The sequence below is a fragment of the Bordetella ansorpii genome, assembly GCF_900078705.1.
Taxonomy (GTDB): Bacteria; Pseudomonadota; Gammaproteobacteria; order Burkholderiales; family Burkholderiaceae_B; genus Bordetella; species Bordetella ansorpii_A.
Genome location: NZ_FKIF01000006.1, coordinates 1,083,629 through 1,096,728 on the forward strand (window position 1 = coordinate 1,083,629; position 13,100 = coordinate 1,096,728).

11 protein-coding genes are annotated in these 13,100 nt (G+C 68.3%); 6 read left to right on the forward strand and 5 right to left on the reverse strand.

Annotation, left to right across the window (positions count from 1 at the left end; genetic code table 11):
- Positions 1 to 145 precede the first annotated feature (145 nt).
- Positions 146 to 1,051 (forward strand): c-type cytochrome, encoded by a 906-nt coding sequence (locus A6745_RS15405; protein ID WP_066128526.1) that lies wholly within the window; start codon positions 146 to 148, stop codon positions 1,049 to 1,051.
- A 381-nt stretch (positions 1,052 to 1,432) separates the two neighbouring features.
- Positions 1,433 to 3,535 (forward strand): TonB-dependent siderophore receptor, encoded by a 2,103-nt coding sequence (locus tag A6745_RS15410; protein ID WP_197488162.1) that lies wholly within the window; start codon positions 1,433 to 1,435, stop codon positions 3,533 to 3,535.
- A gap of 130 nt (positions 3,536 to 3,665) precedes the next feature.
- Here A6745_RS15410 and A6745_RS15415 read toward each other — a convergent pair whose 3' ends face one another.
- From A6745_RS15415 to A6745_RS15430, 4 genes are all read right to left on the reverse strand, one after another.
- Complete coding sequence (locus A6745_RS15415) at positions 3,666 to 5,189, reverse strand: 3-hydroxyacyl-CoA dehydrogenase (protein WP_066128529.1); 1,524 nt, start codon at positions 5,187 to 5,189, stop codon at positions 3,666 to 3,668.
- A 51-nt stretch (positions 5,190 to 5,240) separates the two neighbouring features.
- Positions 5,241 to 6,470 (reverse strand): CaiB/BaiF CoA transferase family protein, encoded by a 1,230-nt coding sequence (locus A6745_RS15420; protein ID WP_066128532.1) that lies wholly within the window; start codon positions 6,468 to 6,470, stop codon positions 5,241 to 5,243.
- A gap of 124 nt (positions 6,471 to 6,594) precedes the next feature.
- The gene (locus tag A6745_RS15425) at positions 6,595 to 7,743 is read right to left on the reverse strand and encodes an acyl-CoA dehydrogenase family protein (protein WP_066128536.1); all 1,149 of its coding nucleotides are present in this window, start codon (positions 7,741 to 7,743) and stop codon (positions 6,595 to 6,597) included.
- Positions 7,744 to 7,784: 41 nt separating this feature from the next.
- Complete coding sequence (locus A6745_RS15430; RefSeq protein ID WP_066128537.1) at positions 7,785 to 8,396, reverse strand: TetR/AcrR family transcriptional regulator; 612 nt, start codon at positions 8,394 to 8,396, stop codon at positions 7,785 to 7,787.
- 144 nt (positions 8,397 to 8,540) lie between these two features.
- On the opposite strand from A6745_RS15430, the gene A6745_RS15435 reads away from it, so the two are divergent.
- Together A6745_RS15435 and A6745_RS15440 are read left to right on the forward strand one after the other, a co-directional pair.
- Positions 8,541 to 9,533, forward strand: coding sequence for an NAD(P)H-dependent flavin oxidoreductase (locus A6745_RS15435; RefSeq protein ID WP_066128543.1), 993 nt, complete (start codon positions 8,541 to 8,543; stop codon positions 9,531 to 9,533).
- Entirely contained in the window at positions 9,530 to 10,294 is a 765-nt protein-coding gene (locus A6745_RS15440; RefSeq protein ID WP_066128546.1) for an enoyl-CoA hydratase-related protein, read from the forward strand. Before A6745_RS15435 ends, A6745_RS15440 begins: the two co-directional genes overlap by 4 nt.
- 106 nt (positions 10,295 to 10,400) lie before the next feature.
- Here A6745_RS15440 and A6745_RS15445 read toward each other — a convergent pair whose 3' ends face one another.
- Complete coding sequence (locus A6745_RS15445; protein ID WP_066128549.1) at positions 10,401 to 11,234, reverse strand: enoyl-CoA hydratase/isomerase family protein; 834 nt, start codon at positions 11,232 to 11,234, stop codon at positions 10,401 to 10,403.
- Between the two features lie 214 nt (positions 11,235 to 11,448).
- Here A6745_RS15445 and A6745_RS15450 point away from each other — a divergent pair, with 214 nt between their 5' ends.
- Together A6745_RS15450 and A6745_RS15455 are read left to right on the forward strand one after the other, a co-directional pair.
- Positions 11,449 to 12,297, forward strand: a complete 849-nt coding sequence (locus tag A6745_RS15450) for an NAD(P)H-hydrate dehydratase (RefSeq protein ID WP_066128553.1) — start codon at positions 11,449 to 11,451, stop codon at positions 12,295 to 12,297.
- 381 nt (positions 12,298 to 12,678) lie between these two features.
- Entirely contained in the window at positions 12,679 to 12,912 is a 234-nt protein-coding gene (locus A6745_RS15455; RefSeq protein WP_066128559.1) for a hypothetical protein, read from the forward strand.
- Positions 12,913 to 13,100 lie beyond the last annotated feature (188 nt).

Genomic DNA, 13,100 nt, shown 5'->3' on the forward strand with positions numbered 1-13,100 from the left:
GCATCGGCCTTTGTAGATATAATCGTCCGCTTGAGGAGGAAGTGGAGGGAGGCCACTGCAGTCCTGGGTGATAGCCTGCCCGACGTACAAGAGTAAAAGTTGCCGCCGACAAGGCGCCCCTAGTACCCGTTACGCAGGAAAGGCTATGAGCAACGAGCATCAGGCAGAACATCAAGAACACGCGTCCCCGATCAAGACGCCGAAGCAATTGGTCGTCACGATCGTCCTGTCTTTCATCATCCCCATCGCAGTCATTCTTCTGTTGGTGAACTACGTCACCTCCGCCGACAAGGTGGGGGCGGGTTCCGACACGATGAGCCCCAAGGCCATCGAAAATCGCATCATGCCGGTGGCCGGCTTCGAGCTCGTCGATGCCAATGCGCCCAAGGTCTTCAAGACGGGCGAGCAAGTCTTCCAATCCACCTGTACCGCCTGCCACACGTCGGGCGCCGCCGGCGCGCCCAAGCTGGGAGACAAAACCGCCTGGGCGCCCTTCATCAAGACGGGCTTCGACGAAATGCTCAAGGTGGCCATCCACGGCAAGGGCGCGATGCCGGCCAAGGGCGGCAATCCCGGACTGGACGACTTCGAGATCGCGCGCGCCGTCGCCTATATGGCGAACAAGTCCGGCGGCGACTTCCCGGAACCGAAAGAGCCCGAGAAGAAGGCGGAGAAGACCGCCGACGCGCCTGCCGCGGCGCCGGCTCCCGCAGCAGCAGCAGCCCCCGCGCCGCAACAGGCCCAGGCCCCCGCCCCGCAACAGCAGGCCCAGGCGCCGGCCCAGCCGCCCGAACCGCAGGCGGCCGTCAACCCGGCCGGCGAGAAACTCTACAAGACCACCTGTTTCGCCTGTCATGGCACGGGCGCCGCCAACGCGCCCAAGCTGGGCGACAAGGCCGCCTGGGCGCCTTACATCGCCACCGGCCTGGACACCATGGTGAAGGTCGCCACGCAAGGCAAGGGCGCGATGCCGCCCAAGGGTGGCGCGATGAACGCCTCCGACGCCGACTTCCGCGCGGCGGTCGAGTACATGGTCAACGCGTCGAAGTAAGCCGCGTCCCGGCCCCGCGCCGGGGATATCCGCGAATCAGTCGATAGGGCCGGCACCTACGCCGGCCACCGGTGTTGTGCGCGTCCATTGTCCGCTGACGGATATCGCTCATGACTTCATCGAGTGGCCGCGGGCCGGCATGCGCGCGCCCCCAAGCCAAGAATAGAGGGAACTCCGGCGCTCAAGGCAAGGCAATCCCGTCTGTCTCTTCAAATATAAAATGTTATATCATTTCATATTTACAAATGACTGAACCGCCTCCCGGAGCGTGGTTCCCGATCCGGCATGAAGACCGCCTCCTCGCCACGCCTCTCCCGGCAGCACAGCCTTTCCTCCCTTCCAGACCTCCGCAAGAATCGGTTGCCGCGAGCCTGCCATGCCATGGCGCTGGCATGCTGGGCCAGCGTGGCCGCAGCCCAGGAACCGTCGCGCCCCCGGGATTCGTCCTTCCATCTGCCAACCGTGCAAGTCACGGGCGCCGCGCCGGACGATGCCACGACCGAAGGCACGGGCAGCTACGCCACTCCCCGCCTGACGGTAGGCGGCAAGACGCCGGTTCCCGTCATGGAAATACCGAACTCGGTCAGCGTCATCACCCGCCAGCGCATCGAGGACCAGAACCTGCGCAGCGCCGAAGAGGCCCTGGCCCAGGTGACGGGCGTGACCGTCACGCCCTGGGACGGCACGTCGTCGCAGATCCGCTCGCGCGGCTACTTCCTGGAGCCCAGCTACGACGGCATCCCGGCCTATGGCGGCCTGAACGCCACGCAGCAGTACGACATCGCCATGTTCGACCGCATCGAAGTGCTGCGCGGTCCGGCCGGCCTGTTCCAGGGCTCGGGCCAGCCTGGCGGCACGGTGAATTTCGTGCGCAAGCGCGCGCCGTCGCAGTTCAGCGGATCGGCCGCGCTGACCTATGGCTCATGGAACGACAAGCGCGCGGAAGCCGACATCGGCCTGCCGCTGAACACCGAGGGCACCCTGCGCGGGCGCGTCGTGGCCGCGGTCCAGGACCGCGACTTCTATTACGATCACGCCCACGGCAACAAACAGTTCGTCTACGGCACGCTGGACTACGACCTGACGCCGGCTACGTCGTTCTCGCTCTATGCCGCCTTCCAGGACGACAAGACCGATCCGTTCACGGGCCTGCCCGCCTATACCGATGGGCGGCTGATCGACGCGTCGCGCTCGGCCAACACCATGGCGCCCTGGAGCCGCTACGACACGCAGAACAGCACGGTCGCGGCCGAGGCCGTGCATCGCCTGGCCAATGGCTGGCAGTTCAAGGTGCATGCCGCGCAGGCCGAACGCGACTGGCGCCTGCACGACGGCTATCCCACGACCGGCGTGAACCCGGCCACCGGATTGATCAGCAGCTATACGCGCCGAGGCTGGGACGACGAGACCACGCGCAAGGCCATCGACCTCTACGCCACCGGGCCGTTCCAGTTGCTGGGTCGCCGCCATGAGGCCACGGTGGGCTACAACTACGAACGCTATCGCGGCCAGACCCTGTACGGCGCCACTACGACCGTGCCGAACATCCCCTTCGGGCGCCCTGACCTGGTCCCCGAGACGTCCATCACCCCCTACGTGCGCGGCAGCGGCTACGAAACACGGCAGGATGGCTTCTACGGACAACTGCGCCTGTCCGTCACCGACCCGCTGACGCTGGTGCTGGGCGGCAGGCTGAGCGACTTCACCACGCGCAATCGCAACGTCTCCCCCTCCACGCCCACGCCCTGGACCGAGGCCACGCGCGAGCGCGACGTCTTCACGCCCTATGCCGGCGCGGTCTACCGCCTGTCCGAACAGTTGGCCGTGTATTCGAGCTACGCCGACATCTTCATGCCGCAATCTCAGAAGGACGTGAACGGCAACACGCTGGACCCTCGCGAGGGCAAGCAGATCGAAGCCGGTATCAAGGGGGAACTGAACGGCGGCAAACTGCAGTTCAACGCGGCCGTGTTCCGCACCCGCGACGTGAACCGCTCGTATGCCGACATCGACAACCCGGGTTTCTTCCTGTCCGCCGGCGAGGTCGAGATCAGGGGCGCGGAGGCCGAAATCAGCGGCAGCCCGATCCGGAACCTGCAACTGACGGCCGGCTACGCCTACCTGACCAGCCGCTACGCGACGGATCGCAACAACGCCGGCAAGGCCTTCTCGCTGTTCGAACCCCGCCATGTGTTCAAGCTGTACGGCAACTACCGCGTGCCGGACACACCGTGGATGGTGGGCGGCGGCGTGCTGGTCAGTTCCGCGGTGCTGGGCAGCGGCGCCGAAGGCGTCCGGGAAGGCGGCGGCTATGCGGTGATGAACGCGCAGGTGGCGTATGCCGTCGATGCGGACACGCGCGTGACGCTGGCGGTCAACAATCTGGCCGATCGCCGCTATTACGCGCGGGTCGGCGGATTGAACAGCTACAACATCTACGGCGAACCGCGCAGCGTATCGCTGAACGTGCGCACGCGCTTCTAGCGCGCCGTGCCATGCATCCGCCGGCATGACGACACATGCCGGTTGGCGCAGACCAGGCGCTCATCCGCCAAGTCTTGCGCCACGTGGAGAATGGCCCCGCGAGACGCCGAGGGGCGGCCTCTGGCCGGGCTTATCCGCGCGCAGCTTCCCGCAGCGACATGCCCAACTGCACGCGGCGCTGCAGCCACAGACTGGGGCGGTAGCGCATGTCGCCCGTGACACGCTGCATGTTGCGCAGGATCTCGAGGATGCGCTCGCTGCCCAGCTCGTCGCCCAGCGTGAGCGGACCGGCCGGATAGCCCAGGCCCAGCGTCACGGCCAGGTCGATGTCTTCCGGCGTGGCGATGCCCTGCTGCGCGATGTCGCAGGCGATGTTGACGATGCTGGCCACGATGCGCTGCGCGACGAAGCCCGCCGAATCCTGCACCACCGTGACCGGCGCGCCATCGGCGGCGAACAGCGCATGCGCGGCGTCGCGCCATTCGGCCGTCGTGCCCGGCGACGCCATCAGGGTGCGGCGGCGCGTGGGCTCGAAGGCATGCAGCGTATCCAGTCCCACGGTGCGCGCGGCATCCAGGCCCTGGTCGGCCACGCAAGTGGAGACGTCTTCACCGAACGGCGTGACCACGATCAGCGCATCGGCCGGCGGCTTGGCCGCGGCCACCGGCTCGGCGCCCAGCGTGCGCAACAGCGCGGCGGCGCGCGCATGGCCATCGGCATGCCTGGGGCTGATCCACACCTTCAGGCCAGCCTTGGCCGCCGGCACGGGCGGCTCGGCCGGCACCTGCTTCTGGCCATCCTGGTACACGTAGAAGCCTTCGCCCGCCTTGCGCCCGACCAGGCCGCCCGCCAGGCGCACGGTGGTGATGGGCGACGGACGGAAGCGCGGCTCGTCGAAGAACTGGCGGTAGATGGACTCCATCACCGGATGCGACACGTCAAGCGCGGTCAGGTCCAGCAGCTCGAACGGGCCCATGCGGAAACCGGCCTGTTCGCGCATGATGGCGTCGATCTGGCTGAACGTGGCCACGCCTTCCTGGGCGGTGCGCAGGCCGTCGATGTTCATGCCGCGCCCGGCGTGATTGACGATGAAGCCGGGCATGTCCTTGGCGCGCACGGGCGTATGGCCCATGCGGCGCGCCAGTTCGGCCAGCACGTCGCCGGCGGCCGGATCGGTGCGCAGGCCGTCGATGACCTCGACCACCTTCATCAGCGGCACGGGGTTGAAGAAGTGATAGCCCGCCACGCGCCCAGGTTGCTGGCAGCCGGCCGCGATGGCGGTGATGGACAGCGACGAGGTGTTCGACGCCAGGATGCAGTCGGCGCCGACGATGGCCTCGAGCTTGGCGAACAGTTCCCGCTTGACGTCCAGGCGCTCGACGATGGCCTCGATCACCAGTTGGCAATCCGCCAGGGCCTCCAGGTTGGGAGCCGCCACGACGCGCTCGAGCGCGGCGCTGGCCTGCCCGGCGCTGAGCTTGCCCTTCTGCGACAGCTTGTCCCAGGTCTGGCGCAGCGATTCCCGCGCGGCCGCGACGGCGTCCGCGCTGGTGTCGTACAGGCGGACCGTCAGGCCGGCCTGCGCGGCGATCTGGGCGATGCCGCGCCCCATGGCGCCCGCGCCCACGACGCCGATCGTCTGGATGTCCTTCATCGTATGGCTCCTCGTCTTCTCTATGGTTGGATGGCGGCTGGCGCGCGGGCCTCAGGCCCGCGGTTGCGCCAGCGCCTGGATATCGTCTTCGGACAGGCCCAGGCGCTCTTGCAGCACCTGCCGGGTGTGCTGGCCCAGCATGGGCGGCGCGTGGCGGTACTGCACGGGACTGCCGGAGAATTTCAGCGGGCTGGCCGCCATGGGCACCTTGCCCGCGGTGGGATGCGGCAATTCCAGCCGCATGTTGCGTGCCAGCACCTGCGGATCCTGGTAGACTTGGTCGAGCGTGTTGATGGGGCCGGCGGGCACGCCCGCGGCTTCCAGTTCGGCCAGCCACCTGTCGCGCTCACCGGTGGCCATGCGCTCGGCCAGCAAGGGCACCAGCGTGTCGCGGTTCTGCACGCGCTGCGGGTTGGTGGCGTAGCGCGGATCGGCGGACAGCTCGGGCAGGCCGATGACGCGGCTGTAGTTGCGGAACTGGCTGTCGTTGCCCACGGCCACGATCAGGTGGCCGTCGCGCGCGGCGAACACCTGGTACGGCACCAGGTTCTGGTGCGCGTTGCCGGCGCGGCGCGGCGCCTTGCCCGAGGTCATGAAATTGAGGTTCTGGTTGGCCATCATGGCCACCTGGCAGTCGAGCAGCGCCATGTCCAGGTGCTGGCCCAGGCCGCTGCGCGCGCGCTCGTGCAGCGCGGCCAGGATGCCCACGGTGGAGTACATGCCGGTCATCAGGTCGGCCACGGCCACGCCGGCCTTCTGCGGACCGCCGCCAGGCAGGTCGTCGCGCTCGCCGGTGATGCTCATCAGGCCGCCCATGCCCTGGATCATGAAGTCGTAGCCGGGACGGCTGGCGTAGGGGCCGGTCTGGCCGAAACCCGTGATGGAGCAGTAGATGAGACGCGGATTGATCTGGCTCAGGCTGTCGTAGTCCAGGCCATACTTGCGCAGGCCGCCCACCTTGAAGTTCTCGACCAGCACGTCGCTTTGCGCCGCCAGTTCACGCACCAGCTCGGCGCCACGCGGCGTGGCGATGTCCAGCGCCACCGACAGCTTGTTGCGGTTGGCCGAGAGATAGTAGGCCGCCTCGGTGGTGTCGTTGCCGTGCTCGTCCTTCAGGTACGGAGGCCCCCACTCGCGCGTGTCGTCGCCCGCGCCGGGCCGCTCGATCTTGGTGACCTCGGCGCCCAGGTCGGCCAGGTTCTGGGTGCACCAGGGACCGGCGAGCACACGGGTCAGGTCCAGCACGCGAATGCCGGTCAGGGGAGCGGAGCGTTGCGACATGATTCAGGCACTGTCTGAGAAAGGGAATCGACCATATTAGCCGCGCGGACCGCCCGGCATGTTCCGTTTTGCGCACGTTCTTGTGCCCCCCGGACACAATGGGGGCACCAGCCGTGAAAACGCTTCAGCGATGGGCTTTCAGCACTTCGCGCGCGATCACCACCTGCTGCACCTGAGAAGTGCCTTCATAGATGCGGAACAGGCGCACGTCGCGGTAGAAGCGTTCGACCGCGTACTCGGCCATATAACCCGCGCCGCCGTGGATCTGCACCGCGCGGTCGGCCACGCGGCCCACCATCTCGCTGGCGTACAGCTTGCAGCAGGCCGCTTCCAGCGTGGTGTTCTCGCCGCGGTCGCGCTTGCGCGCGGCGTCCAGCACCATGCAGCGCGCGGCATACAGCTCGGTCTGGCTGTCGGCCAGCATGGCCTGCACCAGCTGGAAATCGGCGATGGGCTGGCCGAACTGCTTGCGTTCCAACGCATAGCGGGCCGCGTCGCGCACCAGGCGTTCGGCGATGCCCACGCACAGCGCCGAGATGTGCAGGCGCCCTTTGTCCAGCACGCGCATGGCGGTGCGGAACCCCGTGCCCTCCTTGCCGCCCAGCAGGCTGGAAGCGGGTACGCGGCAATCCTCGAACACCACGTCGCAGGTCAGCGCGCCGGCCTGCCCCATCTTCTTGTCGGGCTTGCCCAGCGTCAGGCCCGGGGTGCCGGCCTCGACCAGGAAGCAGGAAATGGAATCCGCGCCGCGTTCCTGCGAGGTGCGCGCCATGACCGAGAACAGCCCCGCGATGGGCGCGTTGGTGATGAAGCGCTTGGTGCCGTTCAGGATGTAGTGGTCGCCGTCGCGCACGGCGCTGGTGCGCAGCGACATGGCATCCGAACCGGCCTCGGGTTCGGTCAGGGCGAACGAACCGATCACCTCGCCGCTGGCCAGCAGCGGCAGGTAGTGGCTGCGCTGCTCGTCGGTGCCGCTCATCACGATGGATTGCGAGCCGATGCCGATGTTGGTGCCCGCCAGCGAACGGAAGGCCGGCGAGGTCTGGCCCAGCTCGAACACCACGCGCACCTCCTCTTCCATGGTCAGGCCCAGGCCGCCGTAGTCGGGCGAGATCGACAGGCCGAACAGGCCCAGTTCGCGCATCTCCTGGACGATGCCTTCGGGCATGGCGCCCGTGGAGGCCAGCTCGTCCTCGGCGGGCACCAGGCGTTCGTTGACGAAGCGGCGCACCGCGTCCAGCAGCAGGGTCAGGGTTTCGTTGTCCAGAGCCATCGGGGTTCCTGGCGAATCAAGAGAAGAAAGAAGAGCCCGCGTCAGGGACGCAGGCCGTTGGTGATCAGATCGAAATAGCCCTCGGCGATGCGCTGCGCGCTGTCGCCCTGGCCGGGCTTGTACCAGCGCACCATCCAGTTCAGCATGGAGAGCACCGCGCGGCCCGTGGCCGCCACGTCGACGGCCCGGAAATGGCCTTGCGCCACGCCTTCGGCCAGCACTTCGCGCAGCAGGGCCTCGTAGCCGTCGCGCAGGCGAGCCGCGTCGGCGCGCTCGGGCAACGCCATGCCGGAATAGCCGATCAGCATGGTGACGAACTGGGCGTGGTGGCGCTCGAAGAAGCCGGCGTGCGCCTGCATGAAGGCGCGCAGCTTGGGCAGGCCCGGCTCGGCCTGGAAGGTGGCCGAACGCACCGCCTGCGACAGCCCCTCGATGGTTTCGAGGATGATGGCGTCGTAGATGTCCTGCTTGGTCTGGTAGTAGTGGTAGATGGCCGCCTTGGAGACGCCCAACTGGCCGGCCAGGTCGGCGATGGAGCTGTTCTCGTACCCGCTTTGGGCGAACAGGCTGGCCGCGGCGGCCAGGATGCGTTCGCGCGGGGCCTCCAGCGTGGGAGGACGGCCGCGGCGGGGAGAAGGGGACGGTTCTGCCATGAGGATCGAGCTTTTCGCGCATTGACAGCGCGACGGAGCCTGCCGTTAAATTTGTGGAGCGATTTAATTACCGGACGACCGGTAGATAATTATAGGACGGCCCGCCGCGTTCGGACAATCCCCGTCCCTTGTCGAGGAGCTTGCATGAGTACACCCGCCGTTTCCGCCCGTCCCGCCACCGTCACGGACCTGTACGCCCGCCTGACGCTGCCCGTGGTGTGTTCGCCCATGTTCATCGTGTCCAACCCCAAGCTGGTGCTGGCGCAATGCGCGGCCGGCGTCATGGGCTCGTTCCCGGCCCTCAATGCCCGCCCGCAAAGCCTGCTGGACGAATGGCTGGACGAAATCAACGGCGGCCTGCAATCGCTGCGCGAGGCCGAGCCGCAACGCAAGATCGCGCCCTACGCGGTCAACCAGATCATCCATACCTCGAACGACCGGCTGGAGCACGACCTGCAATCGTGCGAACGCCACAAGGTGCCCTACATCATCACCAGCCTGCGCGCGCCGGGCGATGTGGTGGCGGGGGTGCACGCCTGGGGCGGCAAGGTCTTCCACGACGTGACCACGCTGCGCCACGCCGAGAAGGCGCTGGAAGCGGGCGTGGACGGCCTGATCCTGGTGTGCGCGGGCGCGGGCGGCCATGCCGGCACGCTGAGTCCGCTGGCGCTGGTATCCGAAGTGCGCCGCTTCTACGACGGCCCGCTGATCCTGTCGGGCGCCATCGCCACCGGCGACGCCATCCTGGCCGCGCAGGCCATGGGCGCGGACTTCGCCTACATCGGCACGCGCTTCATCGCCAGTGCCGAAGCCAACGCGGCCGAGGGCTACAAGCAGGCCATCGTCGAGGCCAGCGCCTCCGACATCCTGTACACCCCCTTCTTCACCGGCATTCCGGGCAACTACCTGAAATCCAGCATCGTCGCGGCGGGCCTGGACCCCGCGGCCCTGCCCTCGCCCGAGGCCGGCGCGTCGAACTTCGGCAGCTCGCGCACCAAGCCCTGGAAGGACATCTGGGGCGCGGGCCAGGGCGTGGGCGCCATCGACAGCGTGCTGCCGGCAGGCGAAATCGTGGCGCGGCTGCATGGCGAATACACGGCCGCCCGCGCGCGCCTGGCCAACGGAGCCTTCTGGTGAACGCGCCGGCAGAAGACACGGGTGTCGTCAGCACGCGCGAAGGCGCGGTGCTGACGCTGACCATCGACCGCCCCGACCGCCGCAATGCGCTGCACCTGGCCGCCTACGGCGAACTGGCCGCGCAATTGAAGCGCGCCAACGAGGATCCCGGCCTGGCCGCCGTGATCCTGACCGGCGCGGGCGCGCACTTCACGGCGGGCAACGACCTGCGCGACTTCCAGGCGCAGCCCCATCGGCCGGCGGGCGACAGCGCGGGCCTGGGCTTCCTGCGCGCGCTGATCGACCTGGACGTGCCGGTGATCGCGGCGGTCGAAGGCTACGCCATCGGCGTGGGCGTCACGCTGCTGCAGCACTGCGACTTCGTGCATGCGGCCGGCAACGCCACGCTGCGCATGCCTTTCACGTCGCTGGGCCTGTGTCCGGAAGGCGGCTCCAGCCTGATGATGGCGCGGCTGGCGGGCGCCCGCAAAGCAGCGCAATGGCTGCTGCTGGGCAAGGCCATCGATGCGCGCGAAGCCTGCGAGGCGGGCCTGGTCACCAGCGTGACCCCGGCGGGCGGCGCACTGGCGGCGGCCCAGGCCACCGCCGCGCAGTTGGCCGCGCTGCCCGCCGGTTCGCTGCGCGCCAGCAAGTCGCTGATGCGACGCGCGGACCGCGCGGCGCTGCACGACACGCTATCGGTGGAAGCGGATGCGTTCCGCCAACGGCTGGCCTCGCCGGAAGCGCAGCAGGCGTTCGCCAAGTTCTTCGAGAAGAAATAGCGGGTCGGGCCGCCGGCACGGCGGCCGCTGCACGGGTCCGGGAGCTCGGGCCGGACGCCCGGACGGCGCGCAGGTGCGCGGCGTCCGCTCAAGCACCGCGCCCGCTTCAGAACGGCGCGTTCGACGTGAAGTTCGGCGGCCGCCGCTCGCGCAGCGACTGAATCCCTTCGCGCACGTCCGGTCCCGCGAAGCCCATGAACTCCAGCGCCAGCGAGGCATCGAAGCTGGGACCGGCCAGGCGCAGCCAATTGTTCAACGCATACTTGGTCCAGCGGATCGCCGTCTGCGAACCCGTGGCCAGGCGATTGGCCACCTCGAATGCCCGCGGCAGCAGGTCCGCCTCGTCCACGCACAGCGACACCAGGCCGATGCGCTCGGCCTCTTCGCCGCTGACCGTCTCGCACAGCAGCAGGTAGTACTTGGCCTTGGCCATGCCGCACAACAGGGGCCACACGATGGCGGCATGGTCGCCGGCCGCCACGCCCAGGCGGGTGTGGCCGTCGATGATGCGCGCGTCGCGCGTGGCGATCGAGATGTCGGCCAGCAGGCCCGCCACCAGCCCCGCCCCCACCGCCGCGCCATGCATGGCCGACACGATGGGCTTGCCGCAGTTGATCACGTTGTAGACCAGGTCGCGCGCCTCGCGCCACACGCGGGCGCGGATCTCGAAGTCATCGGCCATCTGCTGGACTAGGTCCAGGTCGCCGCCCCCGGAAAAGCCCTTGCCCTCGCCCCGCAGCACCACCGCGCGCGTGTCGGGATCGGTGTCGATGTCGCGCCAGATGTCGGCCAGTTCGCGATGCATGCGGTCATCGGCCGTGGACAGGCGGCCCGGCTGATGCTGGGGCGATCCCATGATGACCTCCAGCACGCCGTGCGGGTGGCGGCGCAACTTGAGCGATTGGTAATGGGCGTAGTGATCCAGCTCGGGATTGAGCATCGTTGGTCTCCTGGATATGTTGCAGGCCATGGCCCGCATTTTTCTTTTCTCGCCGCACGCCGGAACGCGGGAGAGGTTTTTCGACGCCGAGCGCCCTGCGCGGGGCGGCGCCGCTTGAAGCGCCATCCCGCCGAAGCCCGGCGTAGGGGCCAAGCCCCCACATCAGGCACTATAGAGGGATCGTCCACCGCCTGCCCGCCCGACGTATCAGCCCATGAACACTGCGCCCGCCCCCATCCTGCGCGAACACCTGCCCGCGTTGTTCGCCGCACGCGCCGACGACTCGCACAAGGGAACGCACGGCACGCTGGCCGTGCTGGGCGGGGGGCCCGGCATGGCAGGTGCGGCGCTGCTGGCCGCGCGCGCCGCGCTGCGCACGGGGGCGGGCAAGGTATTCGTAGGCTTCGCGCAAGAAGGTCCGCCCCTGGCTTGCGACCCCATGCAACCGGAGTTGATGCTGCGTGTCGCGGACGACTTGCTCGCCGACGGCGCCCTGGGCATCACGGCATGGGTGGCGGGTTGCGGATTGGGCACCGGCCCGCTGGCCGTCAGATCGCTGTCGGCCCTGTTCGCGCGGCGCGGCGACGCCGCGATGGTGCTGGACGCGGATGCGCTGAACCTGCTGGCCCAGGGCGCGGTAGCCGCGCAATGGGGCCAGGCGCCCGTGGCGCTGACGCCCCACCCCGCCGAAGCCGCCCGGCTGCTGGGCTGCACCACCGCCGACGTGCAGGCCAGCCGCCCCGAGGCGGCACAGGCCCTGGCCCGCCGCTACGCCGCGTGGATCGCGCTGAAAGGCGCCGGCACGCTGGTGTGCCGCCCGGATGGGCACTGCGCCATCAACACCACCGGCAATCCTGGCCTGGCCACGGCAGGCACGGGGGACGTGCTGGCCGGCATCATGGGCAGCCTGTTCGCGCAACGCATCCCCCTGGACCAGGCGGTACCCGGCGCCGTCTGGCTGCATGGCGCCGCCGCCGACCGGCTGGTCGAGGCCGGCGTCGGGCCTATCGGACTGACGGCTGGTGAACTGGCCGATGCGGCCCGGCGCATCCGCAACGGCTGACCGACAGCGCGCCCCCTCTGGCCACGGCTTGGCGGCTGGGCAGCGGATAACCGGCAGATGACAAGTCTTGGTCAACGGATGGACGGGCTGGGGTCCGGCCAACGCCCCAAATCCAGGGGTTGCCTGCCGCACACACGGCCCTGTTCCAGGCGCGCGACACTCCAAGGCCACCGTCCAATATCCAATAACCCAATGATTCATAAAGGATTTTCTTGGATAAAGTTTGACTGCGCCACTCCTGCTCATCGTGGAAACGCCGCTGGCTCGCCTGTGGAAAAGTGCATTTTTGCCACACCTAGGGTTTTCCCCTAAATTCTGCTTGCGCTCGATCTAGGGTTATCCCTATAATCGTTTCTACTGATAGACCAACTGGAGTACACCATGAGCGACCTGAGCCTGAACACCAATAGCCGTCTGACCGATGCGCTGGAACGTGACCTGCTGCGTGGCGCAATGGAAAACCCTTCGTCCCTGCGTGCCCAGAACGTGCTGATGTCCGCCGTTTCGGGTGTTGCCCGCGCGATCGGCAATCTGTTCGCCTTTTTTGACGAAGTCCACGAAACGATGAACCGCGCCCGCGCCCAGAACGCGCGCTTCAGCGGTTCGCACTGGTAAGCCGTCCCGACGTGCGTGCCGGGCGGCGACCGATCTCCCGCCCAGCCCGGTCCAACCACGTCCCGACGGTCACGCGGCCCGGCCTCACCCGCGCCGCCCGCCATGTCCCCGCGAGCAGCACCTGCCCGGACATGGCGCCCCGATGTCGTGCAGTTGTTGTCGTGCAGTGCCTGAGGTAGTGCCTGAGT

Bases quoted from the DNA above. Each gene is read 5' to 3' on its own strand.
- A6745_RS15405 (WP_066128526.1), top strand. From the start codon at position 146: ATGAGCAACGAGCATCAGGCAGAACATCAAGAACACGCGTCCCCGATC.
- A6745_RS15410 (WP_197488162.1), top strand. From the start codon at position 1,433: ATGGCGCTGGCATGCTGGGCCAGCGTGGCCGCAGCCCAGGAACCGTCG.
- A6745_RS15415 (WP_066128529.1), bottom strand. From the start codon at position 5,189: ATGAAGGACATCCAGACGATCGGCGTCGTGGGCGCGGGCGCCATGGGG.
- A6745_RS15420 (WP_066128532.1), bottom strand. From the start codon at position 6,470: ATGTCGCAACGCTCCGCTCCCCTGACCGGCATTCGCGTGCTGGACCTG.
- A6745_RS15425 (WP_066128536.1), bottom strand. From the start codon at position 7,743: ATGGCTCTGGACAACGAAACCCTGACCCTGCTGCTGGACGCGGTGCGC.
- A6745_RS15430 (WP_066128537.1), bottom strand. From the start codon at position 8,396: ATGGCAGAACCGTCCCCTTCTCCCCGCCGCGGCCGTCCTCCCACGCTG.
- A6745_RS15435 (WP_066128543.1), top strand. From the start codon at position 8,541: ATGAGTACACCCGCCGTTTCCGCCCGTCCCGCCACCGTCACGGACCTG.
- A6745_RS15445 (WP_066128549.1), bottom strand. From the start codon at position 11,234: ATGCTCAATCCCGAGCTGGATCACTACGCCCATTACCAATCGCTCAAG.
- A6745_RS15450 (WP_066128553.1), top strand. From the start codon at position 11,449: ATGAACACTGCGCCCGCCCCCATCCTGCGCGAACACCTGCCCGCGTTG.
- A6745_RS15455 (WP_066128559.1), top strand. From the start codon at position 12,679: ATGAGCGACCTGAGCCTGAACACCAATAGCCGTCTGACCGATGCGCTG.